This window comes from Ruegeria profundi (genome assembly GCF_001507545.1).
In the GTDB taxonomy this organism is placed as follows: domain Bacteria; phylum Pseudomonadota; class Alphaproteobacteria; order Rhodobacterales; family Rhodobacteraceae; genus Ruegeria; species Ruegeria profundi.
Window position 1 is genome coordinate 241,875 of the sequence record NZ_LQBP01000004.1, and the last position, 22,741, is coordinate 264,615.

General features: G+C 58.1%; 27 protein-coding genes and 1 other RNA gene. 10 read left to right on the forward strand and 18 right to left on the reverse strand.

Going from position 1 to position 22,741, the window contains the following annotated elements; all coding sequences use genetic code 11:
• Positions 1 to 43: 43 nt before the first annotated feature.
• Positions 44 to 1,822: an SLC13 family permease gene (locus tag AVO44_RS09490; protein ID WP_068335878.1), complete on the reverse strand. Its 1,779-nt coding sequence runs from the start codon at positions 1,820 to 1,822 to the stop codon at positions 44 to 46.
• Positions 1,823 to 1,912: 90 nt separating this feature from the next.
• Positions 1,913 to 2,728 carry a TIGR00282 family metallophosphoesterase gene (locus tag AVO44_RS09495; protein ID WP_068335881.1) on the reverse strand — a complete coding sequence of 272 codons (816 nt, stop codon included), beginning with the start codon at positions 2,726 to 2,728 and terminating at the stop codon, positions 1,913 to 1,915.
• Positions 2,729 to 2,816: 88 nt separating this feature from the next.
• On the opposite strand from AVO44_RS09495, the gene AVO44_RS09500 reads away from it, so the two are divergent.
• Positions 2,817 to 3,050: a putative hemolysin gene (locus AVO44_RS09500; protein ID WP_068335883.1), complete on the forward strand. Its 234-nt coding sequence runs from the start codon at positions 2,817 to 2,819 to the stop codon at positions 3,048 to 3,050.
• Between the two features lie 5 nt (positions 3,051 to 3,055).
• On the opposite strand, the gene AVO44_RS09505 is transcribed toward AVO44_RS09500, so the two are convergent.
• Complete coding sequence (locus AVO44_RS09505) at positions 3,056 to 3,619, reverse strand: 5-formyltetrahydrofolate cyclo-ligase (RefSeq protein WP_068335886.1); 564 nt, start codon at positions 3,617 to 3,619, stop codon at positions 3,056 to 3,058.
• The gene (mgtE, locus tag AVO44_RS09510) at positions 3,616 to 5,010 is read right to left on the reverse strand and encodes a magnesium transporter (protein ID WP_068336379.1); all 1,395 of its coding nucleotides are present in this window, start codon (positions 5,008 to 5,010) and stop codon (positions 3,616 to 3,618) included. The genes AVO44_RS09505 and mgtE overlap by 4 nt, the downstream gene beginning before the upstream one ends.
• A 139-nt stretch (positions 5,011 to 5,149) precedes the next feature.
• Here mgtE and guaD point away from each other — a divergent pair, with 139 nt between their 5' ends.
• Entirely contained in the window at positions 5,150 to 6,439 is a 1,290-nt protein-coding gene (gene guaD, locus AVO44_RS09515) for a guanine deaminase (RefSeq protein ID WP_068335888.1), read from the forward strand.
• Between the two features lie 26 nt (positions 6,440 to 6,465).
• Here guaD and AVO44_RS09520 read toward each other — a convergent pair whose 3' ends face one another.
• From AVO44_RS09520 to AVO44_RS09535, 4 genes are all read right to left on the reverse strand, one after another.
• The gene (locus AVO44_RS09520; protein WP_068335891.1) at positions 6,466 to 6,954 is read right to left on the reverse strand and encodes a DUF995 domain-containing protein; all 489 of its coding nucleotides are present in this window, start codon (positions 6,952 to 6,954) and stop codon (positions 6,466 to 6,468) included.
• Between the two features lie 155 nt (positions 6,955 to 7,109).
• Positions 7,110 to 8,444, reverse strand: a complete 1,335-nt coding sequence (locus tag AVO44_RS09525; RefSeq protein WP_068335895.1) for an 8-oxoguanine deaminase — start codon at positions 8,442 to 8,444, stop codon at positions 7,110 to 7,112.
• A gap of 114 nt (positions 8,445 to 8,558) precedes the next feature.
• Complete coding sequence (hisN, locus tag AVO44_RS09530) at positions 8,559 to 9,350, reverse strand: histidinol-phosphatase (protein WP_082677457.1); 792 nt, start codon at positions 9,348 to 9,350, stop codon at positions 8,559 to 8,561.
• A gap of 45 nt (positions 9,351 to 9,395) precedes the next feature.
• The gene (locus AVO44_RS09535; protein WP_068335899.1) at positions 9,396 to 9,767 is read right to left on the reverse strand and encodes a helix-turn-helix domain-containing protein; all 372 of its coding nucleotides are present in this window, start codon (positions 9,765 to 9,767) and stop codon (positions 9,396 to 9,398) included.
• A 338-nt stretch (positions 9,768 to 10,105) separates the two neighbouring features.
• Between AVO44_RS09535 and AVO44_RS09540 the strand changes: the two genes are divergently transcribed.
• Positions 10,106 to 11,062, forward strand: coding sequence for an NADPH:quinone oxidoreductase family protein (locus AVO44_RS09540; RefSeq protein WP_068335902.1), 957 nt, complete (start codon positions 10,106 to 10,108; stop codon positions 11,060 to 11,062).
• Here AVO44_RS09540 and AVO44_RS09545 read toward each other — a convergent pair.
• The gene (locus tag AVO44_RS09545; RefSeq protein WP_068335905.1) at positions 11,059 to 11,940 is read right to left on the reverse strand and encodes a LysR family transcriptional regulator; all 882 of its coding nucleotides are present in this window, start codon (positions 11,938 to 11,940) and stop codon (positions 11,059 to 11,061) included. The genes AVO44_RS09540 and AVO44_RS09545 overlap by 4 nt on opposite strands.
• A 127-nt stretch (positions 11,941 to 12,067) precedes the next feature.
• Here AVO44_RS09545 and AVO44_RS09550 point away from each other — a divergent pair, with 127 nt between their 5' ends.
• On the forward strand, positions 12,068 to 12,277 hold the full coding sequence (locus tag AVO44_RS09550) for a DUF1127 domain-containing protein (protein WP_068335907.1): 210 nt from the start codon (positions 12,068 to 12,070) through the stop codon (positions 12,275 to 12,277).
• A gap of 185 nt (positions 12,278 to 12,462) precedes the next feature.
• A complete protein-coding gene (locus AVO44_RS09555) occupies positions 12,463 to 13,242 on the forward strand; it encodes a Bax inhibitor-1/YccA family protein (protein WP_068335910.1) in 780 nt (259 codons plus the stop codon).
• A gap of 156 nt (positions 13,243 to 13,398) precedes the next feature.
• Here AVO44_RS09555 and AVO44_RS09560 read toward each other — a convergent pair whose 3' ends face one another.
• From AVO44_RS09560 to AVO44_RS09570, 3 genes are all read right to left on the reverse strand, one after another.
• Entirely contained in the window at positions 13,399 to 13,905 is a 507-nt protein-coding gene (locus AVO44_RS09560; protein WP_157769958.1) for a hypothetical protein, read from the reverse strand.
• Between the two features lie 208 nt (positions 13,906 to 14,113).
• Entirely contained in the window at positions 14,114 to 14,281 is a 168-nt protein-coding gene (gene rpmG, locus AVO44_RS09565; protein WP_037309480.1) for a 50S ribosomal protein L33, read from the reverse strand.
• Positions 14,282 to 14,408: 127 nt separating this feature from the next.
• Positions 14,409 to 15,113 carry a DUF533 domain-containing protein gene (locus AVO44_RS09570; protein WP_068335916.1) on the reverse strand — a complete coding sequence of 235 codons (705 nt, stop codon included), beginning with the start codon at positions 15,111 to 15,113 and terminating at the stop codon, positions 14,409 to 14,411.
• A gap of 328 nt (positions 15,114 to 15,441) precedes the next feature.
• On the opposite strand from AVO44_RS09570, the gene AVO44_RS09575 reads away from it, so the two are divergent.
• The 3 genes from AVO44_RS09575 to AVO44_RS09585 all read left to right on the forward strand — a co-directional run bounded on the left by AVO44_RS09575 (position 15,442) and on the right by AVO44_RS09585 (position 17,328).
• The gene (locus AVO44_RS09575) at positions 15,442 to 16,077 is read left to right on the forward strand and encodes a DUF1326 domain-containing protein (RefSeq protein WP_068336385.1); all 636 of its coding nucleotides are present in this window, start codon (positions 15,442 to 15,444) and stop codon (positions 16,075 to 16,077) included.
• Positions 16,078 to 16,089: 12 nt separating this feature from the next.
• The gene (locus AVO44_RS09580; RefSeq protein WP_068335919.1) at positions 16,090 to 16,926 is read left to right on the forward strand and encodes a DUF2182 domain-containing protein; all 837 of its coding nucleotides are present in this window, start codon (positions 16,090 to 16,092) and stop codon (positions 16,924 to 16,926) included.
• A gap of 69 nt (positions 16,927 to 16,995) precedes the next feature.
• A complete protein-coding gene (locus AVO44_RS09585; RefSeq protein ID WP_068335921.1) occupies positions 16,996 to 17,328 on the forward strand; it encodes a GYD domain-containing protein in 333 nt (110 codons plus the stop codon).
• Positions 17,329 to 17,337: 9 nt separating this feature from the next.
• Here the strand turns inward: AVO44_RS09585 and rnpB are convergent.
• From rnpB to gatC, 5 genes are all read right to left on the reverse strand, one after another.
• Positions 17,338 to 17,735: RNase P RNA component class A (rnpB, locus tag AVO44_RS09590), an RNA gene on the reverse strand.
• A 12-nt stretch (positions 17,736 to 17,747) separates the two neighbouring features.
• Positions 17,748 to 18,512 (reverse strand): N-acetylmuramoyl-L-alanine amidase, encoded by a 765-nt coding sequence (locus AVO44_RS09595; protein ID WP_233421966.1) that lies wholly within the window; start codon positions 18,510 to 18,512, stop codon positions 17,748 to 17,750.
• A complete protein-coding gene (locus tag AVO44_RS09600) occupies positions 18,463 to 19,176 on the reverse strand; it encodes a hypothetical protein (protein WP_068335929.1) in 714 nt (237 codons plus the stop codon). The genes AVO44_RS09595 and AVO44_RS09600 overlap by 50 nt, the downstream gene beginning before the upstream one ends.
• Positions 19,177 to 19,216: 40 nt before the next feature.
• Positions 19,217 to 20,704 (reverse strand): Asp-tRNA(Asn)/Glu-tRNA(Gln) amidotransferase subunit GatA, encoded by a 1,488-nt coding sequence (gene gatA / locus AVO44_RS09605; protein ID WP_068335933.1) that lies wholly within the window; start codon positions 20,702 to 20,704, stop codon positions 19,217 to 19,219.
• Between the two features lie 3 nt (positions 20,705 to 20,707).
• Positions 20,708 to 20,995 carry an Asp-tRNA(Asn)/Glu-tRNA(Gln) amidotransferase subunit GatC gene (gene gatC, locus AVO44_RS09610; protein WP_068335936.1) on the reverse strand — a complete coding sequence of 96 codons (288 nt, stop codon included), beginning with the start codon at positions 20,993 to 20,995 and terminating at the stop codon, positions 20,708 to 20,710.
• A 228-nt stretch (positions 20,996 to 21,223) separates the two neighbouring features.
• Between gatC and AVO44_RS21030 the strand changes: the two genes are divergently transcribed.
• Entirely contained in the window at positions 21,224 to 21,382 is a 159-nt protein-coding gene (locus AVO44_RS21030; protein ID WP_157769959.1) for a hypothetical protein, read from the forward strand.
• 139 nt (positions 21,383 to 21,521) lie between these two features.
• Positions 21,522 to 22,085 carry a DUF4202 domain-containing protein gene (locus AVO44_RS09615; RefSeq protein WP_068335939.1) on the forward strand — a complete coding sequence of 188 codons (564 nt, stop codon included), beginning with the start codon at positions 21,522 to 21,524 and terminating at the stop codon, positions 22,083 to 22,085.
• Here AVO44_RS09615 and AVO44_RS09620 read toward each other — a convergent pair.
• The gene (locus AVO44_RS09620; protein WP_068335941.1) at positions 22,076 to 22,732 is read right to left on the reverse strand and encodes a ceramidase domain-containing protein; all 657 of its coding nucleotides are present in this window, start codon (positions 22,730 to 22,732) and stop codon (positions 22,076 to 22,078) included. The genes AVO44_RS09615 and AVO44_RS09620 overlap by 10 nt on opposite strands.
• Positions 22,733 to 22,741 lie beyond the last annotated feature (9 nt).

Below are 22,741 nucleotides of genomic sequence, written 5' to 3' on the forward strand. Positions count from 1 at the left end.
TTTACAAGGACTGTGCCGAAAAACCAGCGGTTCCGCGCTGAGGTCACAGCGGCCAGAGCAGCGGAATCAATAGCGATGCCAAAAACCCAACTGTCAGGTTCAGTGGAATTCCAACTTTCATGAAATCTAAAAACCGATAGCCACCCGGGCCATAAACCATCATGTTCGTCTGATACCCAATCGGCGTCGCAAACGAGGCCGAAGCCGCCACCATCACAGCAACCACCAACGGGCGCGGATCGATCCCCACCGCCTGCGCCAAGCCGATGGCAATTGGCGTGACCACCACGGCCACAGCGTTGTTCGAAACCAGCTCTGTCAGCACCGAAGTCAGCAGGTAAACGGCCCAGACAATCAGGAACGGCGGCAGCTGACTAAGGCTTGGCGCAACCGTTTCGACGATCAGCGACACCGCGCCGGATTTATCCAGCGCCGCGCCGATCGCGAGCATCGAAAAGATCAGCGCCAGCAGGCGGCCTTCTATAAACGAAAACGCCTCATCCGCGTCAATACAGCGGGTCAGCAGCACAACCGCCACCGCCAGAACCGACAGTAACAGGATGGGCGCCACGCCCAATGCGGCAAGCGCCACAATGCCAATAAGTGCGCCAATCGCAATCGGCGCATGCGATCGCCTGAACGCGCGCGCCGACGGTTGGGTCACATCAACCATTTCCATATCGGCGGCCAGTTTCTGAATATCCGCCGGAGCGCCTTCCAGCAGCAAGGTATCACCAACCCGCACAACCAGTTGATCGAGCTGACGCCCAATATTCTGGTTTCGACGGTGCACAGCCAGCACATAAACACCATAGCGACGCCGCAAGCGCATCGCGCCCAACGTCCGCCCGACCATGCGACAGCCTGGCGTAATCAGAACCTCAACGGTCTTGGTCTCAACCGCAGAAACCTGATCGACACGTTTTAGTTCCTTATTGCGCTGAAGGCCCAGGAGTTCGGTCATTTCGGTACGCAGAACCACCCTGTCGCCCAACTTCAACTCCACACCCTTCAGGTTGCGGCGCAGCGACTCGTCCCCACGGATCACGTCGATCAGCCGGACACCCGGGCGTTTGAACAGTTGAACGCCTGTCACCTCGCGCCCGATCAGGTTGCTTTCGGGGGGAATGACGGCTTCGGTAAAGAATTTCATTCTGGACCGATCCGACAGAAGCGAGGCCATGCTATCACGTTCCGGCAGCAGGCGCGGCGCAATGAAGCGCAAATAGATCATACCGTAGATCACCAGCGCGACGCCCAGCGGAGTGACCTCGAATATCGTGAAGGGCTGCATCCCTTGCGACCGGGCCACGCCATCCACCAAAAGATTGGTCGAGGTTCCGATCAGGGTCAAAGTACCCCCCAGAATCGCTGCATAACTCAGCGGGATCAGTAGTTTCGAGGCCGCCACGTTCAGCGTACGCGCGATCTGCACAAAAACAGGGATCATCACAACCACGACCGGAGTGTTCGACACAACGGCAGAGGCCAGCACGACGAAAGCCATCAACAATCCAATGGCAATCCGCGGATTCACCTGCGCCTGTTTCTGAGCGACAGATGTAAACGCATCCAGCGCACCGGTGCGGACGAGCGCACCCATGATGATGAACATCGCCGCAATGGTCCACGGGGCTGGGTTAGACAGCACCGCCAGAGCACTCTGATAGGGCAAAATCCCCGTAACCAGCATGAACGCAACACCACCGATGGCGACAACCTCGGTTGGGTACACCTCGCGCAGGAACAGCGCGAACATGCCAGCGACCACCAAAAGCGCCAGAACTGCGCTGCCCGTTTCTGTCAGTAGAAGGAATTCCATTCTTGGTATTCTGTCCGAACCCTGGTCAGGCTTACGCGCCCATCGGGCAGTTTCACGCATTGCGCGCGACAGAGCAAGCCTGACGTGACCCTATTGCAGTCTTGTCTCTTGCAAACGCCCGCCCACACGCACCATCTGTACGGATTTTGCCTGCCCATCACGATCATCGGTCTCGACGAACACGCCGCTCAGCGTCGCCTCGCCATCAGCAGGAGAGAACCGCGCTTTAGGCATGCCCGTAATAAAGCGGCGCATCGGCTCGACCTTGTCCATCCCGATGATCGAGTCATAATCGCCGCACATCCCGGCATCTGTCAGATAGGCCGTACCACCGTTCAATATCTGCGCATCCGCAGTCGGTATGTGGGTATGAGTGCCCACGACAAGGCTGGCGCGTTTATCGCAATAGTGCCCCATGGCCATCTTCTCGGACGTCGCTTCGCAATGCATGTCAACGATGATCGCCTGCGCCTGACCGCCGCGTGGGTGGGATTTCAGGATCGGTTCGATCGCCGAGAACGGGTCATCGAAGGGCCGCTTCATAAAGACCTGCCCAAGCACCTGCACCACCAGAACCTTGCGCCCGCCCGGCGCAGTATACAGGCGATGCCCCCGCCCCGGTGCACCCTTGGCAAAGTTGACCGGGCGCACAATCCGGGGCTCATTCTCGATGAATTGCAGCATATCTTTCTGGTCGAATGCGTGATCACCCAGCGTCAGGCAATCTGCGCCTGCGTCCAGCAACAGCTTGGCGTGATCGCCGGTCAGACCCATGCCGTTTGAGGCATTCTCGCCATTGACGACAACGAAATCCAACCGCCATTCATCGCGCAGACGCGGCAGATGCTGTTGAACGGCCGCGCGTCCCGCACGACCCATGACGTCACCCAGAAACAGTATTCTCATTCCACCTGTCCTACGTGTGGCATTATCCGAGTACAAGCGCTTAAGCTGCCTGTACAAACCACCAAAGCGAATTGAAGGAAGATTCTTGATGAGCCGCGCCCTGATAGCCTTGATTGGACTGACTACACTCGCAGCGTGCGATGACACCCCGCCCCCCAATACAACCGCCGAATTGGCAAACCCTGCCGCTACGTTCTGCGTCGAAAGCGGCGCGCAATACGAAATCCGCGACGGTGAGAACGGGCAGTCAGGCGTATGCATCCTATCCGATGGGCGGGAAGTTGATGCCTGGGAGTATTTCCGCGAAAACAACCCGGACTGAAGAGATCAGGCAGGAAAGGTCAGAACCCTACTTTCAGTAACGACCATGTCCAGCGGTTGATCCGTAGGCTCAAGGGGCAGCCCGTCCGACTCTTGTGCGTCAAAGGCAAACCCGATTGCCAGCGTGGGCCGCTTGGCCCGCAATCCTTCCAACGTTCGGTCATAGAAGCCGCCGCCATAGCCCAGCCGCCCGCCCTGCGCATCAAACGCGACCAAAGGGACGATCAGAATTTCGGGATCGAAATAATCATCAACCTCGGGGATCTTAGCCCCGAACGGGCCGTTTTTCAGAATGCCGTCGGGCGTCCAGCGGGAAAACTTCAAAGGCTGACCCGCTGCCTGAATCACCGGCACGCCAACGGGTCCATAAGCCGAAGCTTCGGCCATCGCGGCCAGCGGATCAATCTCGGTGCGGATCGGCATGTAGCCGGACAGCGGCACGCCCCGGTGCCCTGCCAGCACCTCGGACAAACGGCCTGCCGCGCCGGGCGGGTGCGCGTCAAACGCGGCTTTGCGGCGCGCAAAGGCCGCCTTGCGCGCGGCGGCCTTGATTACAGTCATATCGGTCACAAGAGTACCACGCTGGCAAGCCCAAGGAACAGGAAGAACCCCATGACATCCGTTGTGGTCGTCACAAAGGTACCGGACGCAAGCGCAGGGTCAGCACCCAGACGGTCCAGCACCACAGGTATTACCGTACCAACGAAACCCGCGATGATCATGTTCACGACCAAAGCTGCCCCTATCACGACACCCAGCAGCGGAGAGTGGAACCAAAGCATGCCGACCACGCCCATCACGATTGCAAAACAAATCCCGTTCAGCATCCCAACCAGCAACTCCCTGCGGATCACGCGCAATACGTTTGCACCCGTCAGGTCACGCGTTGCCAATGCGCGCACCGCAACCGTCAGCGACTGTGTTCCCGCATTGCCGCCCATCGACGCCACGATCGGCATTAAAACGGCCAGCGCCACCAACTGATCAATCGACGCCTCGAACTGCGAAATCACCAGCGAGGCGCAAATCGCCGTGCATAAGTTTACTGCCAGCCACGGCAAACGCCGACGACTGGTTGCTGCTACGCTGTCCGAGATCGAGCTATCGTCGCTCACACCCGCAAGGCGTAGGATATCCTCTTCGTGCTCTTCATCCAGAACGACCATCGCATCGTCGATGGTGATCACGCCAACCAACCGCCCATCCGCGTCCACCACGGGGGCTGAAATCAGGTGATACTGATTGAAGGCATAGGCCACGTCTTCCTCGTCCTGGTCGACGGGGATTGTGTGAAACTCATCTTCGGCGATGTCCCGCAATGCAACCTCGCGCCGCGTGGCCATCAGCTTACCCAGCGTGACCTGCGCGACGGGTTTGAGCCGCGGGTCCACCAGAACGACATGATAAAACTGCTCGGGCAGATCATCATTTGCGCGCATGAAGTCGATGGCCTGTCCGACCGACCAATGCTCGGGGGCCATGACCACCTCGCGCTGCATAAGTCGACCGGCCGAATTCTCGGGGTATGAAAGCGCCTGCTCGGCCGCGACCCTCTCAGAATCCTCCAGCGCGCGAAGGATCGCTTCTTGTTGCGGTTCCTCAAGATCCTCCAGCAGGTCGACAACGTCGTCGCTTTCCATCTCGCGCACGGCGTCGGCCAGAACGTCCGGACGCAAAACACCGATGACTTCTTCGCGAATTGCTTCATCCAGCTCTGACAGGATGTCACCGTCGAATTCCTTATCGTACAGACGAATCAGGCGGGCGCGGTCGTAGGCGTTGATCTGTTCCAGCAGGTCGGCGATGTCAGCCGGGTGCAGCGGCTCCATCAGTTCGACCAGTTTGTCGCGGTCGTCTACATCGACCGCGTATAAAATGGCCGCCACGGTCCGCCGATCCAATGCGTAGGCGGCCTCGTCACTGGCGGACTCGGTTGCGGGTTTTTCATAGCCTGTCGTCATATCCGCCCCCGTTTCTTCGGTCATTGCCCCCTAATTAGAGGAAGCAGCTACCGGAAAACAATGACAATGCACCGATTTACCGGCAGGTTTCGCGAGCCTATGCTGTTTCGCAGTCCCATACAGGCGGAGATGACGAAAAATGGCGCAAAAAACGCTGCTGAAAGGGCGCGTTCTAAGCTTTACGGGGTCCCCTTTCGAAGGTGAACCAACCGAAGCCGTAAAAATCCACGAGGCGGTTCTGATCGAGGGCGGCCGCATATCCGCAGTTGCTGATATCGCCAGTCTACGCGCTGCCCATCCAGACGCAACCGTTGTGGACCAAAGCTCGCACGTGATCATGGCCGGTTTCGTGGATGCCCATGTACATTACCCGCAAACCGCCATGATCGCCAGCTGGGGCAAGCGCCTGATCGACTGGCTGAACACCTATACCTTCCCCGAAGAGATGAAGTTTGGCGATCCCGACTATGCCTCTGAAATCGCCAACCGCTACCTGGACCTGACAGCGGCGCATGGCACCACGACCATGTGCAGCTTCTGCACCATTCACCCCGAAAGCGTCGACGCTTTTTTTTCGGCTGCTCAGCACCGCAATCAGCGTGTCGTCGCGGGCAAAACCTGCATGGACCGCAACGCGCCCGATGGTCTGCGGGACACGGCGCAAACGGCTTATGACCAATCCGCAGCCTTGCTTGAGAAATGGCACGGCATCGACCGCTTGTCTTACGCCATAACGCCACGTTTTTCGCCCACCTCGACGCCAGAACAGCTTGAGGCGATGGGCGCGCTTTGGGCCGAGCATCCTCACTGCCTGATGCAGACCCATCTGAGCGAGCAAACCGATGAAATCTCATGGGTTCGCGAGCTGTTTCCTGAGGCACGGGATTACCTCGACACTTACGAGAAATTTGGCCTTCTGGGTCCAAATGGCGTTTACGGCCACGTCATCCACCTTGAGGCGCGTGAGCGTCATCGCCTGCGCGAGGTTGACGCCGCGCTGATCCACTGCCCGACCTCGAACACCTTCATCGGCTCGGGCCTGTTCGACATGGACGGGCTGATGCGCGACGGGCACCGGGTTGGGCTGGCAACGGATACCGGCGGCGGGTCGAGCTTTTCGATGCTGCGCACAATGGCGGCGGCCTATGAGATCGGACAATTGCGCGGGGCACCGCTGCACGCTGCGCAATTGTTGTGGCTGGGAACTGTCGGATCAGCACGGTCCCTGCGCTTGGATGATTGCATTGGCAACGTCGCACCAGGGATGGAGGCTGATCTGATCGCCCTCGACCTCGCCTCAACCCCCGCCATCGCCCAGCGCGAAGCCTGTGCGGAGGACCTGTGGGAGGCGATCTTTCCCACCATCATGATGGGTGATGACCGCGCTATCGCTGCCGTTTGGATCGGTGGAGAACGCGTCACGCTGTGAAGTGAAGGGGCGTCCAAGCCGCTGGGCTATAGCTTTAGCCCCATTTTTCGGGCCCTTCGTTTCTTCTGTGCTTTGAACCTGTCGCCCTTCAGAAGGCCTCTGTCGCCAGACATCGACCACCACTCGGATTCATCTGGCCAACTGCGCCAGATCGACCCGTCCGGCGCGACCACGTGTTCGATACAAACAACACCGTCTGATTTTGAACGTATGGACTCACCTTCAGGCCAGTGCCATGTGATTTCACGGCAAACGCGTGCGTTGCGGTCAACTCGCCATGTCCCAAGGGCCACGATGTGTTTGTGTTTTCTGCACCATGCGCTCGCTTGCCCGTCGGTTCCGTAGTACAAACCGCCCCCGCAGACTTTCCAGATTTGTGTTTTGCCCCGATACAGTTCGACAACCCTATTGGGGTCTGCCGCTTTTGCGCCCCTTGGTTTCGGATCGGCCCACGCTATTCCGTGGGTGAAAACAGTCACAACAGCGGCATTCACTAAAAGAACTCGTAAAAACATCAAACCTCACCATCACTACAGAGCAGAAAGATACCATGAAGCGCGCCGTTTCCCAAAAAACCACTGCAAGTATGGCCAGAACTCGCAGGTCACATGGCATCTTGCTTTGCAGGCCGGACATGGGCCAACCACTTGGCCGGGAAGACAAATCGCCCCTACTGTTGAAGCGCGCGGGCCAGAGAGTTTTGGCGTTCAACCGTTTTTGGCAGGTCTATCGTTGCTATCTGCCCGTCACGCACGATCTGGCGACCTTCGACAAACAAGTGCTTCACTTTCATCGGCCCGGCAAGCAAAAGCGCCGCTGGGTCCCAACTGCCCGCGCTTTCAACGCAACGTGTGTCCCAGATGGCTATGTCAGCGCGTTTCCCCGGCTCCAGACGCCCGCAATCAGGACGGTTTAGAACGTCAGCCCCGCCGCGTGTCGCAATTTCCAACGCTTCCCGCGACGACATCGCGTCGGCACCATTCACAACACGCTGAAGCAGCATCGCCTGCCTTGCTTCGAGGATGAGACTGCCGTTGTCATTGCTTGCCGAACCATCCGCACCCAGTCCAACCGGCACACCATGGTCGCGCATGGTTCGAACCGGTGCAACACCCGACCCCAGACGGCAATTCGAACACGGGCAATGGGCGACGCCGGTCTGCGTTCTGGCGAATAGATCGATTTCAGCCCCGTCCAGCTTGACGCAATGGGCGTGCCATACGTCTGAACCGGTCCATCCCAACTCTTCGGCATATTGTCCGGGCCGACATCCGAACTGCGCCTGCGAATAGGCGATATCCTCGTCATTCTCGGCAAGATGGGTGTGCAGCATGACACCCTTGTCCCGCGCCAGAACGGCCGCATCGCGCATCAACTCGCGACTAACGGAAAACGGAGAACACGGTGCCAGACCAACCCGGCACATTGCGCCGTCTGACGGGTCATGAAACGCATCAACCACGCGGATCATGTCATTCAGGATTGCTTCTTCAGCCTCAACCAAAGCATCCGGGGGCAGGCCGCCATTGCTCTCACCTATGCTCATCGCGCCGCGTGTCGGATGAAACCGCAGGCCGATCTCCGCTGCGGCGGCAATCGTATCATCCAACCGGGCACCATTGGGATACAGGTAGAGATGATCGGAACTGAGCGTGCAACCGGACAGTGCCAGCTCGGCTAGGCCAATTTGGGCCGAAACGAACATTTCCTCAGGCCCGAAATGGGACCAGATGGGGTAAAGCGTTTTCAACCAGCCGAACAACAGTGCGTCTTGCCCACCGGGAACTGCACGCGTCAGGTTTTGGTACAGGTGGTGATGGGTGTTCACCAGACCCGGCGTCACCACGCAGCCCGCGGCGTCATGCACCTCGCCCGTCGTTTGCAGACCTCGGCCCACCTTGTCGATCTGCCCGTCGCGGATAAGGATGTCTGCGTTGGACAACTCGCGGCGCGTGTCGTCCATCGTCAGGATGGTGTCTGCATTTTTGATCAGGATTTCGGTCATTTCCGGCCCCTTGCAACAGCCCGTTTCGTGCAAGATGGCAAGGGCTGGCGGAAAACGGACGTAAGAACCAGCCTGTTAGATCATATTCGACCAGCCCAAACCCGGCAACCAGTTTCAGGCGTCGCGTAATAGCGCCAGCGCAGCCGCGTGCAGGCTTGCATTCGCTGCGGCAAGCACGCGCCCGCCTTCATGGGCCGGACCGCCCTGCCAATCAGTGACAATACCGCCTGCAGCGTGGATCACAGCAATCGGCGCATGAATGTCATAGGCGTTCAGGCCAGCTTCGATCACAAGATCCACCTGCCCTGCTGCCAACAGAGCATACGCGTAGCAGTCCATTCCATATCTCGTCAGCCGCACCCTTTGTGCAACGGCTTCAAACCCTGAGCGTTCGTCAGCCGTGCCAACTTCGGGGAACGTGGTGAAAAGAATGGCCTCGTCCAGGTTTAGCGTCGGACGGGTTTTCAATGACATCGACCCTGCCGGGCCGGTTGCTACGGCGATATCGGCGGACCCAACAAAACGCTCACCGATGTAGGGCTGATCAATGACACCCATCACCGGACCATCTTGGGTGCTGAGTGCAATTAGAACGCCCCACGTGGGCGTGCCGCTGATAAACCCGCGCGTCCCGTCGATCGGGTCCAGTACCCAAGTCCGGCCAGAGCTGCCTTCAACACGACCGAACTCTTCCCCGAAGATACCGTCATCCGGGCGGTGCAAGGCCAAGACATCGCGCATCGCTTTCTCGGCATTGCGATCAGCGACCGTGACCGGATCAAAGCCTTTTGACAGCTTGTTGACTGTTTCGATGTTCGATTGCCTGAAAAACGGCAGAATGGCCGCGCGCGCAGCGTCGGCCATTTCTTCCGCAACTTCCAAATCGGTCAGAGTGGTCTCATGCATGCGCTACCCGTGCGGTCCGCGCGCAGCAGAGTCAACCCCGTTCGCTTATGCAACGTCGCTAAGGACCCTTGCCAGCTCGAACAGGCGGCGGCGCTGGTTTTCGGGAATCGCATAGTAAGAGCGCACCAGATCCAACGCCTCTTTGTCGCCCATCAGATCCGCGGGAACCGATTTCTTTCCGGACGCATCTTTCTCAGGCTCTTCAAGGCCCTCGAAGAAAAAGCTGACGGGCACATCCAAGGCTTCGGCAATGTCCCACAGGCGTGACGCGCTGATCCGGTTGGCCCCCGTCTCATATTTTTGAATTTGTTGAAACTTGATACCAACCTGTTGCGCCAACTGCTGTTGGGTCATGCCAATCAGCCAGCGGCGATGCCGGACGCGCTTGCCCACATGGACATCGACGTGATGGGTCATTGGTATTCTCCTCTAACTAAACACACAACCAATTCGGGCGTGCGACATGCATCCACTACCGCAACACTAGCAAGCCGCACTCTACCAATCCCTAATCAGGACGATGCCCCCCAAATTAGAACTTCACACAATATTGCGCTTTTTAGGTTTTTTTTCAAGAAGGTTGAATCTGTTTTGGCGAACAAAGGACTGCGGTTGTGTCAGATTGACATGTTGCACGTGGTTTCCGTCAGGGCAGCTTCCACGACTGGCCGGACCGACTTTTCAAGCCCCAAGAGGAAGTGATTGACATTCACCAAACCGCACGAACCATTGCGAACAGTGACAGGAGCACGCGTATGCTGGCGTATCGAATTGCTACCAAAGGCGAGGCACCCAGGCTTTGCGAAATCGACCTGCCCCACCCGCAGGTTGGTCAGGTGCGGGTTGCAATCAAAGCCTGTGGTTTGAACTTCGCTGATCTGCTGATGCAGAAAGGGACGTATCAGGATACTCCCCCCGCTCCGTTCACGCAGGGGATGGAGGTGGCTGGCGTGGTCGATGCCATCGGACCCGGCGTTGCGCATCTGAAAGCCGGAGATCGGATTGCGGTATATGCCGGCCAGGGCGGTCTGGCGGAGTATGGCGTTTTTGACGCCGAACGCGCGATTCCATTGCCTGATGCCGTGAGCTTTGAAGAGGCTGCTGCCATCCAGATCGCTTATGGCACCAGTCACCTTGCTCTGGATCACCGCGCCCGTCTGCAAGCCGGGGAAACCTTGCTGGTCACAGGTGCGGCGGGTGGTGTCGGGCTAACGGCTGTCGAGATCGGCAAGCTTATGGGCGCGACCGTGATAGCGCAGGCCCGAGGCGCAGAAAAACTGGCCGTCGCTAAAGCCGCTGGTGCCGATCACTTGATTGACGCATCTGAGGACCTGCGCACGCACGTCAAGGAGTTGGGCGGAGCAGATGTGGTCTATGATGCCATCGGCGGCGACGTTTTCAAGGCGGCCTTCCGCGCCACCAACCCCGAAGGTCGCTTGCTGCCAATCGGCTTTGCGGGTGGAGACGTGCCGCAAATCCCCGCCAACCACCTGTTGGTCAAAAACCTGACTGTCATCGGCTTTTACATCGGCGGCTATTTGACGTTCCGCCCTCAGATCGTGCGGGACAGTTTTGAAACGCTGTTTCGCTGGTGCGCCGAGGGGCGGATCAAGCCCCATATTAGCCATGTACTACCGCTGTCGGAGACCGAAAAGGGCCTGCAGTTGCTGCGGGATCGCAAGGCAACCGGCAAGGTCGTGATTACGCCCTAACCTACGACTGCCTTCAACGGTGAACTGCCCAGCATGCGGAAGTTCTGGCGGACTAAAGTCGCCAGCGCCTCAAGCAAAGGACCCCGGCCAGAGTCCCCTCCGTACAGGTTGATCACATGCGCGGGCAGCTTGGGCAACGCGCCGCCATCGTCAATCTGGACCAGATGCGCAGCTTCGGTTCCGTCCAACACGGCGTGAATCGCAAGGTCAGCGGCCACGGTGGCCTCGATGGTTCGGTCATTCTCGGTTTCTACCGCCAGCTCCCACGGGATGCCAGCCTCATCCAGCGCCGCGATAACCTGCGGCCGGAACATGCAGCGGCGGCCCATGGCAATTGGGATTGGCCGTTTGCGCCACGCCGACCCGCCCGGCGCCCCTATCCAGCGCAACGGTAGCTGGGCAACGGTTTCCGCCGCCTCATTGCTGTTGGCCTCGGTCGTCAGGATCAGATCGCATTCGCCGCGTTTGTACATTTCTTTTAATTGCAGCGAGTAGGAAGACACCAACTGCACGCGCACCCTAGGGAAATCCACGTTGAAACGCTGCAAGACACGAGGGATCGCGGGATAAACGATATCGTGCGGCACACCTAGAACGACTTCCCCTTCATACGCCTGGTCAGTCAGCTTCGCGATCACCTCATCATTCAAGGCAATCATGCGACGGGCATAAGCCAAGAGTTGTTCTCCGGACGCGGTCAGCGCAATGGTCCGACCGCTGCGGTCCAGAAGTTCAAGCCCCAAAAGCTCCTCCAACCGTTTCAACTGCATTGAAACGGCGGATTGGGTCAGGTGCAGGAATCCAGCCGCGCGCGTCACGCCGCCCTGATCCGCAACCGCCACAAAAGACCGCAAGGTGGTAATGTCCAAATTTCGCATCTTCACGAATCCTTATGGATCACTTCATAAACATTCATTTTTAAAATGTGTCATGTCGCGCCATATAAATCAAGGAATTTGATGAGAAGCAAGGAACTCATCGAATGCAGATGAAAGGACAAAGACTATGACCCATATTGCAATTCACAGACCGCGTCCGCCGCATCGTGGTTTTGGCCCGTCTCTGTTGTGGGATGCGCTTGCGCTGCGCCATCAGCGCCGCACCCTCGCCAAGCTGGACGACAGAGCATTGGAAGACATTGGAATCACGCGCGAACAAGCGAGGGCCGAGGCCGCTCGCCCAGTATGGGATGCACCGGAATACTGGCAAAAATGACTCTAAAATTCATCTTTTTTCATCAAATGGCGGCCTGCATCTAAAGGTCGCCATTTTTTGTTGCCTGATTTTGGGCGGATTCCACCGCTAAAGCCTTGAAACATTGCCCGCAGTTGCCGATATTTGCGGGGAACGGGGTTTGATTTTCAGACCACGAAAAGAAATATGTGAAGGGAGACCCTTATATGGCACAATTTGACACAATCCGGACGGCGGCCGGTGCGCGCGCTGCCCAGATTGACGAGGGCCTACGCGCCCATATGAATAAAGTCTACGGCACGATGTCCGTGGGCATGTTGATCACCGCGCTTGCAGCATGGGCTATTGCCGGACTCGCCGTAACCTCTGACCCAACCAATGCCGTGGCGCAAATCGGTGCAGACCGTTACCTGACCAGCTTGGGTGGCGCTCTGTTCTTGTCGCCGCTGAAATGGGTCGTGATGTTCGCACCGCTTGGCTTCCTGCTGTTTGGCTGGGGCGCTCTGATGCGACGCGGCTCTGCGGCGGCGGTCCAACTGGGCTTTTTCATCTTCGCCGCTGTAATGGGCGTGTCGATGAGCTCGATCTTCATGATTTTTACCCCCTACTCGATCACGCAGACCTTCCTGGTGACGGCTATCGCCTTCGCGGGTCTCAGCCTGTTTGGCTACACCACCAAGCGTGACCTGAGCGGTATGGGTACATTCTTGATCATGGGTGTCATCGGCTTGCTGGTTGCTATGGTCATCAACCTGTTCTTGCAATCGGGCCCGATGATGCTGGCGATCTCGGCCATTGGTCTGCTGATCTTCGCCGGTCTGACCGCGTTCTACACACAGGACATCAAGAATACCTACGTTGCACACGCAACCCACGGTGATCAGGAATGGCTGGACAAAGCTGCCATTGATGGCGCGCTGAGCCTGTACATCTCGTTCCTGAACATGTTCCAGTTCCTGCTGATGTTCATGGGGCAGCAAGAATAGCGCTTACTGCACATAATGGATAGCGGGCGGGTCGACAACGACCCGCCTTTTTTGTGAAACAAGCACGTTGATTTGTACGCGACAAAGCATCCACTGCTCGAACAAAAAAGGCCCCGTCCGCTTGGACGAGGCCAATGTTACAAGAAAAAAACGACCTTAGCTACAGTCCAACAATACGGCAAACCCCGAGCTGCTGCTGGACGAGCCTTTGCGGAAAACTTCCCCCGCTGGCAGGCAGCCGGTGAATTGCTCCGCATTGCGGCCAAAGCCCGAACCGATCCTGTTATCGACGCGCGTGCTGTTGCTCTCGGTGCGCAAAACGCCATAGAGGGCGCCGTTCACGCTGACCGTGCTTAGGAAAAGGTTGGTGTCTTGGCCAGTCAGGACAACCGAGTCCGTGTCGCTGCGCCCACCATTGTCGATTGCAACCCTGGCAACCTTCTCAGCCTCAACCTGATCCGTCGTCACTGCAATCGTGGGCAAAGCCGCCAGTTCTGCGGGTACGTTTGTTGCAGGGGGGAGGAAGGCAACCGCCCCGGGCACATCTGCCAAAGTGCGCGGCTCACCATCGATCCCGGTGAAACCGATACCTTCACGGTTATACGGGTCCTCACAAGCCGCAAGGGCCAGAATGGTCACTGTGGATAACAAGATTTTTTTCATGACGGCCAACATTTTGGAACGAGTTGTTGAACCGTAGGGGCAAGCCCTTCTAAAAAGCAACCCATGGCAACCCCGATTGGTTTACCCGCTGATGCTTCGTTGCAACGGAGTAATTCGCAAACCGACCAGACCGGTGCTGCGTCGCAAACAAAGAAAAAGGGTCCAGCCGAAGCAGGACCCTTTGGAACTGTCCAAGATAGGCGGCAGATTACTTAATCTTGCCTTCCTTGTACTCGACATGCTTCCGAACAACCGGATCGTATTTACGAATGGTCATTTTCTCGGTCATGGTGCGCGCGTTTTTCTTGGTCACGTAGAAGTGGCCCGTGCCCGCGGTCGAGTTCAGACGGATCTTGATTGTCGTCGGCTTCGCCATGGTTATCTCCTGCGTCCGAAAAGGCAGGGGCCTTTCGGTTGAATTCCTATGAGCGTGCGCTTTTACGCGCTGCACCGCTCGTGTCAAGAGGTATTACACCCTCTGCGCAGGGTAAGGTGGACCGATATTACGCAGGCAGGGTTGGCGCCCCCATATAGGCATGAATCTGATCGCGTTCAGCCTCTGACAGGCCCAAGGCCCCGGCCAGTTGCCTCAGGTAGGATGCCTCGGCCTCATTATCCAGACGAATCGCCGCCAACGAGGTGGCATAGATCTGAGTCTTCATGGGTGCTCCGGAGTCAGCGGCAAGGCCCATCACATCAATCGGGGCGCTCAGTTGCTCTTGCACAAAAGCGCGCTCTTCGGCGCTGATGTCGTCACCCAGCTCTGCTAGGATTGTTTCCTTTTCATGCGCGTCCAATTCCCCATCTGCCTTGGCAGCCTGAATCATCGCGCGCAGCATCAGCTTGGCCTGCTCTTCCATGACAGCACCGCCCGGTGTGCCCTTGAAAACAGTTTCCATCATGTCCACCGTTTGCTGGCTTCCGGTCTTGGCGGCACTTTGCATGGCGTTCATGAGCCCACCCAACCCGGCCGCGCCCGCAGTGTTCGTCATTCCCAGTTTCCCCATCATGTCCTGCAGACCAGCGGCCCCACCGGGCATTCCGAATTGCTCGGCCATTTTGCCAAGCTGATCCATGCCAAAGCCCCCTCCCGACCCCTGCATCATGTCTTGCAAACCAGCCATGCCGCCCATTTGCTTGTATTTCTCCAACCCCTTCGCGGCAGCAAATCCAACAGCAACCGAGGCAAGTGCTTTCATAAAACTCATGACAATCCTCCCGACTTTCAAAGTATCTTAACTCATCCCAGCGGATGAAACTGAACCTAGATTTCCAATCTTCGCCCACGATAGGGGGTTTTAGACATCCAGATCAGACTATCCGAAACATGGCTGCGCGGCGGGGATTTCGAAAATCAGCCTGCAAACAAGCACTTCCCCGCACATATTGGCCCCGAAATTTGAACGGGCTGCGAAATCATGATAAGTTCGTGTGAGTTTTTGGCCAGAAAAACCTTGTTGGGGTTCGGTCCGGAGGCATCACAGACAGGCAAACACCTCTGTCAGCAGAGTGTTAATGCATGTTTTGGGGGCTATCATGACCGAATGGGAAATTCAGGGCGAAGAACTTGCCAATTGCAACTGCAACTTCGGTTGCCCGTGTCAATTCAGTGTTCTTCCATCCCACGGCAATTGTGAAGCAGTTGTCGTGTTCGATATCAAAACCGGTCATTATGGCGACACCGATCTTGCCGGGGTGAGGGCTGCCGGAGTCTACCACTGGCCGGGACCAATCCATGAAGGCAATGGCCAGATGCAGTTGATCGTGGACGAAGGCGCCAGCACCGACCAACGCGCGGCGATCGAGGCTATCATGAAAGGTGAAGACACCGACGAGATGGCAACCATGTGGTACGTCTTCAGCGCGATGGCACCGACCAAGCATGAAACGCTGTATGTTCCGATCGAACTTGACTGGAATCGGGACGAGCGCACGGGATACGCCAAGGTCTCAGGCGTTTTCGATGTCGAGGTCAGCCCAATCCCGCATATCGTCTCTGGCATGCCACACCGCGCCTCAATCCACCTGCCCAACGGATTCGAATACCGCCATGCCGAGGCAGCCTCGGGCAGTGCCAAAACGACAGGTGGTGCAATCAGCCTGACCTTTGATGCGACGCACGCCCATTTGGCGCATCTCAACTTATCAGGTCACGGCGTTCTTGGCGCTTGATCCGGCGCTGACATGGAAACGACCCCACCCCGCACCGGTGTAGTGGACCGAGTGCTGCGACGCGACAGCGGCATTGTACTGATCTGCGTTGCGGTGATCATTCTGGGGGCTTGCTGGTACACGGTTGCGGGCATCGGCATGAACATGACCGCCATCGACATGACCAGAATGGCCGGACCCGTCGGCAACCCGATGCGGATGGCGTCCGAGGTTCGTTGGACACCGACCTATACCATCCTGATCTTCCTGATGTGGTGGGTCATGATGATTGCAATGATGACACCCAGCGCGGCACCAACCGTGCTGTTGTTCACAGCTCTTAAACGCGTCGGACCAGATGCGGCGCGCGCCACAAGGCTCAGCCTGTATTTTCTGGCAGGCTATCTGGTGGCCTGGGGTGTGTTCAGTGCCATCGCAACAGCAGGTCAGTGGGGGCTGGAACTGATCGGATTGTCAGATGGGCCGATGATGACCATCCGGTCGGAGGTCTTTGCGGGATGCGTGCTGATCGCTGCTGGGCTGTACCAGCTGTCCAGCCTGAAATCTGCTTGCCTACGCCATTGCCGCAGCCCTGCACGGTTTCTGGCCGAACACAACCGCCCCGGACCCTATGGCGCGTTTCGCACAGGTGCGTTGCATGGCGCGTATTGCCTGGGGTGTTGTTGGGCGCTGATGCTTCTTCTGTTCGTAGGCGGCGTGATGAACCTCTACTGGATTGTTGGAATCGCTATCTATGTCGCGCTGGAAAAGCTGCTGCCGCGCGCGCGCTGGCTGGTTCCACTGACCGGGGTGGCGTTGATCCTAGCGGGCCTCTGGTTGATTGCAAGGTCGGCAACCGCCGTTGGTTAACAGACGCGGACAGGCCAAGGGACCCGGCCCAAGAAAGGGTCCCACTTCAAACTGAAACAGGAGGTCGACATGCCTATCTTCATTACCTACGCGTCCTATTCGCCAGAGGGTGTCAGGGGCATGCTGAAAAAACCCAAAGACCGCACTGCGCCCGTTCGCGCGTTGCTAAAAAAGATGGGGGGCAAGATGCTGGCGTTTTATATGACCACCGGCGACAATGATGTTGTCGTTATAAGCGAAGCCCCCGATGGAACGGACGCCGTCGCCGTGGGCATGGCTGTTGCAGCCTCAGGCGCAGTGTCGAGGCTCGAGACTGTTCAGGCTTGGAAAGCGAAAGATTTTGCAGCCATCGCGAAAAAGGCAGCCAAACTGACCGGCGCTTACACGCCACCGGGTCGCTAATCAGGAAATACGCGCGGAGGGCCTGTAAGCCGGATCTTGTTCCGGGGTTGCCCCCTTCGATGACCATTCCTCTAGGCCGTGCATTGCTGCGCGGCTCAAGCTGCCAACCCGGTCCCTCTCGGCCAAGACGCGCTTAGCGGCGGTATCGGCTTGCGCCGACCGGCCCGCGCGGGGACCCTATTTGGCATTGCTCCCGGTGGGGCTTGCCGTGCCGCCGCTGTTGCCAGCGGCGCGGTGGGCTCTTACCCCACCGTTTCACCCTTACCCCGGGCCGAAACCCAAGGCGGTTTGATTTCTGTGGCGCTTTCCGTCGGGTTGCCCCGCCCGGGCGTTACCCGGCACCGTTGTCTTGTGGAGTCCGGACTTTCCTCTCGGGCTTACACCCCAGCGGCCATCCGGCCCTCCGCGCGAGGGATCAATTATGCCTCATCTTTCAGCCGGTCAACGCCAAAACGTGCGCCAAGTTCACGCGCCATTGCCAGCTTATCCGGACCGAAGCCCCGGAATGCCGGAGCGAATCTCTGGCAAAACGCATCCAGCAATGACAGAGACGGCAGACCGTCGACAGTATAACCAAAGCGGGCAAGCTCGTTCCCAAACTCTTTTAGTCGCTCTGGTGTAGCGTACCCTTCAACGGCCTCGGCTGCGTTGACCTCTGGCCAAACCGACAGGTTGGCACGCGCCAGTCTTTGCCAGTCGAACTTCCAACCGGGATCTTTCTTTCGGCTCGGCGCCATGTCGGAATGGCCGATTACGGCATCGGGTTCGATGTGCCATCTCGACATAATTTCAACGAGCAATTTCTCAAGCACCGTCATTTGCGGCTCGGAGAACGGATGATCTCCGCGGTTATCAAGCTCAATCCCAATCGAACGCGAATTGATATCGGTTCGCCCGCGCCAACTGCCCGCACCCGCGTGCCAGGCACGTTCTTCCTCGTTGACCATCTGCCACAGCGTCCCGTCCCCACCGATCAGATAGTGGGCCGAGACCTCGTGGGATGGATCACAAAGTCGATCCAGCGCGACCTGAGCGCTGTTCATCGCGGTATAGTGGATCACGACCATTGACGGCACTAAACCATCCCGACGCGGGCCGAAATTGGGCGAAGGGTGCCAGATCGGTGTCAGCGGTTCAGTTGCTGACGGCACTGCGAAACGGGCTTGGATCCCAGCTACACGCATATCCATCCCCATCCGGATCAAGACCCTTGCGATCGCGCTGTGGACCACCGTTTGCCAGGAACTCAATCTGAGCCTGATCGGGCGACGGATACCGTGCGCAGTTGCGCTGCGCCTTGGCTTGCAGGTTGAACCCTGCACGGCTGTACAACTGGGTTCCCACCGGGTTCGACGTGTCCAGCGCGTATTGCACGATATTGGGTTGACCCTCCGCTCCGCGCTGCGGAACGGCAGTGGGTGTGACAACCTCGTAAGTCTGGCGATTCTGCTCGATCCGGGCCGCGTCCGACTCAATCGTGCGACGGCCCGAAACGGCTTCGAAATCCTGTTCGTCGGATATTCCCGTGTTGATGGGGTCTTCGACAGGAGACACGAGGGGAGTGATCGTGGCTTGCCCGGACGTGCTGGCCAATGCCGCTGCTGTTGCCGACGCGATATCCGCATTGTCACCGCTTGGCAGCGTTCCATCTGCACCGGGTGCGCCGAGCGGCTGTTCAGACACGTCAACCGGACCAAGCAGAGGGTTTCCAGTGAACCCCTGCCCCGCCAATTGCGCCTCACGTTGGGCCTGGTAAGCGGGCGTGTTGAAGTCCGTGCCACTCACGGGGGCCACCGTATCACAGGCGGCCAACAATCCGATTGCGGGGATCAGAAGCGAAAAGCGCATCCAGCTGCTCCGTCTTGTGTTGTCTTGCCTGATGTCAGGATTACCACCATTTGGTCGGCTTGGCCACAAATCCGGCGGCGTTTTCGAGCGCATAGGCTGTGTTCAGCAGATCGCCCTCTTCCCACGGACGCCCGATCAGCTGCAGGCCAAGGGGCAAACCCTGCTTGTCGAGACCCGCAGGAACCGAAACACCCGGCAAACCGGCAAGGTTCACCGTCACGGTGAACACGTCGTTGAGGTACATCTGAACCGGGTCCGCCTCGGTCATTTCTCCCAAGCCAAACGAGGCCGATGGCGTCGCCGGGGTCAGGATCGCATCAACACCCGCTGCGAAGGCATCCTCAAAGTCCTTTTTGATCAGTGTCCGCACCTTGCGCGCCCGGTTGTAATAGGCATCGTAGAAGCCTGCCGACAGAACGTAGGTTCCGATCATCACGCGGCGCTGCACTTCGTGGCCAAAACCCTCGGCGCGGGTCTTTTCATACATCTCGGTGATGCCGTCCCCCTGCGCCAACTGCGCCCGGCGGCCATAGCGGACACCGTCGTAGCGGGCGAGGTTCGAGGACGCCTCGGCCGGGGCAATCACGTAATAGGCAGGCAGCGCGTATTTGGTATGCGGCAATGAGATATCGACGATCTCGGCACCCGCATCTTTCAGCATCTCCGCGCCATCGGCCCAAAGCTTTTCGATCTCGGCGGGCATGCCGTCCATGCGGTATTCCTTGGGGATACCGATTTTCTTGCCCTTGATATCGCCGGTCAGCATCGCCTCGAAATTCGGGACAGCCAGTTCTGCGCTGGTGGAGTCTTTGGGATCGTGACCGCACATCGCCTCAAGCATAATGGCCGCGTCGCGCACGTTCTTGGTCATCGGACCAGCCTGATCCAGCGAGGACGCAAAGGCCACGATACCCCAGCGCGAGCAACGCCCGTATGTCGGCTTGATGCCTGTGATGCCGGTGAAGGCAGCAGGCTGACGGATTGAGCCGCCGGTGTCGGTGCCAGTTGCAGCCAGACACAGATCGGCAGACACCGCTGACGCAGACCCACCCGACGAGCCACCCGGTGTCAGTTGAGCATCGTCGTTGCCGCGACGCCACGGGCTGACCGCGTTGCCGTAGACTGATGTCTCGTTGGACGAGCCCATGGCAAATTCGTCCATGTTCAGCTTGCCCAGCATGACGGCACCGGCATCGGCCAGTTGCTGCGACACGGTGGATTCGTATTCGGGCTTGAAGCCTTCCAGAATCTTCGAGGCCGCTTGCGACGGCACGCCCTTGGTGCAGAACAGATCTTTGATGCCGATTGGCAAACCGCACATCGACGGAGCATCACCACCCTTGATCCGCTCATCCGCAGCCTTGGCACGTTCCAAAGCAATCTCGGGCGTCTTGTGAACGAAGGCATTCAGCGCATCGGCAGCGTCAATCGCCGTGAGGCAGGATTCTGTCAACTCGACCGAGGTCACTTCACCCTTGCGCAGCGCGTCGCGGGCCTCGGCCAGGCCCAGTTTGTTCAGATCGCTCATGTCTTACTCCACCACTTTGGGGACTGCGAAAAAGCCTTCGCGGGCGTCGGGGGCGTTCGCTAGAACCTTGTCCTGCTGGTTGCCATCGGTCACCACATCCTGCCGACGTTTCAGACGCATCGGCTCGACTGAAACCATCGGCTCCACACCCTCGACATCCACTTCGTTCAGTTGCTCGATGAACCCAAGGATGGTGTTGAACTCGGACGCCAGCGCAGGCAGCGCATCATCCTCGACCTTGATCCGGGCCAGTTTGGCCACCTTGGCGGCAGTGCTTTGGTCAATCGACATCGGAAAACCTCATATGCGTTAGGGGGCGTTTACCCGTCTGGTGGCCCGGTCGCAAGAGCGTGCAGTGGTGGATGTAGCCCCCTTGGGCTGGGAAGCGGCGGTCAACCATTCAAAATTGAATAACCTTTAAACGTAAAAATAAACCGAACAGTTCAGTTTATTACTTGAAAAACTAAACTGTACTGTTCATTTCATCCCTATGGCACAGCCGAAACCCGGAGAAAGACAATGAAATCCTTCCTGACCGCAGCCCTTTTGACCGCAACCATCCTTGGCACACCGGCCATGGCCTTTGGCGTCAGCACGCATAACTTGATCCCTAACCTTTCTTTCCCGACGTCCGACGCACAAACGGTCACTCAGGACTCCGCCAAAACTGGCAAATAAGGGGACAACACGGCCGGGTCAGATTTCCCCACTGGCCCGGTCAGGATGCAATTGACTACTGCATCCGACAGAGCACACCGCTACGATGTGAAAAACTAAGCCGGACTGCATCAAGTCCGGCAATCCAACGGAGCGGAACATGAGCGCACGCAAACAAGCGGTTTTCGACGCAATAGATGCGGCCAATAAGCAAGACCCTAATCTTGAAGACAGCCAACCCGCCGAACTGCTTTATGGTCAGCGAATGAGCGCGGAACTGGACAGGCTTTTCCCCGGCGCCTCAGAAACCTTGCAGATCGCCGCACGCGGCCAGCACGTGGAACGCTGGAAACTGGCGCGCAGCGAATACCCCGACGGTCGCGCGGGATACCTGGCCTGGCGCAAGGCGCAGGGTGTCCACCATGCCGAAGTCGTTGCAGAGATGATGACTCAGGCCGGCTACAGCGCGGAAGAGGCCGAATCTGCCTCACGTATGCTGCGAAAGCAGGGCATCAAACGCCATGATGATGTTCAGGCGCTGGAAGACGTTATCTGTTTCGTTTTCCTCAAGTGGTATTTCGCACCCTTCGCGAAAAAGCACTCCGCCGAGAAAATCCAGCGAATTGTTGAGAAAACTGCACGTAAAATGTCGGCAGATGGTCGGGCACGGGTTTTGGCTGAGTTCGATCTTCCGGACCAGCTTGCCGCGGCGTTTCAGGACTGAGGCGCATGGGCCATGTGCCTGCGATAAACCTCGATCATCCAACCCAGCATAGTGGCATTCAGGATGTGCCACATGAAATGTGTCCCCAGTGGCACTTGTGCGCAGATCGGTTCGTCCAAAGCGCGAAAGGTGATCGATGCGATCAGGATCGAAGCGCCGATGGCCAACCCTCGGGCGGTATCTGGTACGCGGTTCCGCAGCAGAAAGGCGTAGATCAGGATCAACAACGGCACCGGTACATAAGCCGCTGATCCGCCAAGCCCCGGAACGTATTGAAACAACGGGACGGTTGCTGCGGCATAGGGAATGAACAGACTGGTCACGATCCCGGCTGTCAGCGGTTTCATATGCCAAACGTCGCGGTTGATCGCGAATATGTAGACCAGAATGTACAACAGAATCGGCACGACATCCGCCATCGCGGCCCAGACCTGCGCATGCGTGTGGAACAAATAGCTGCCGACTCCAATGGCAGCCAGTATCACGACCAACACCATCGCCAGCGGCGTTCCCTGCCCCCGCACCCGCCGCCACATGACAAAAGCCGCGATCAGAAAAGCTGCGTTTGTTACTGCGTTGATCGGTTCAGCCCAATAGTCAGGCGATAACCGTTCACAATACCCGTTAATTTCCTGAAACCAATCCATGAACTTTTA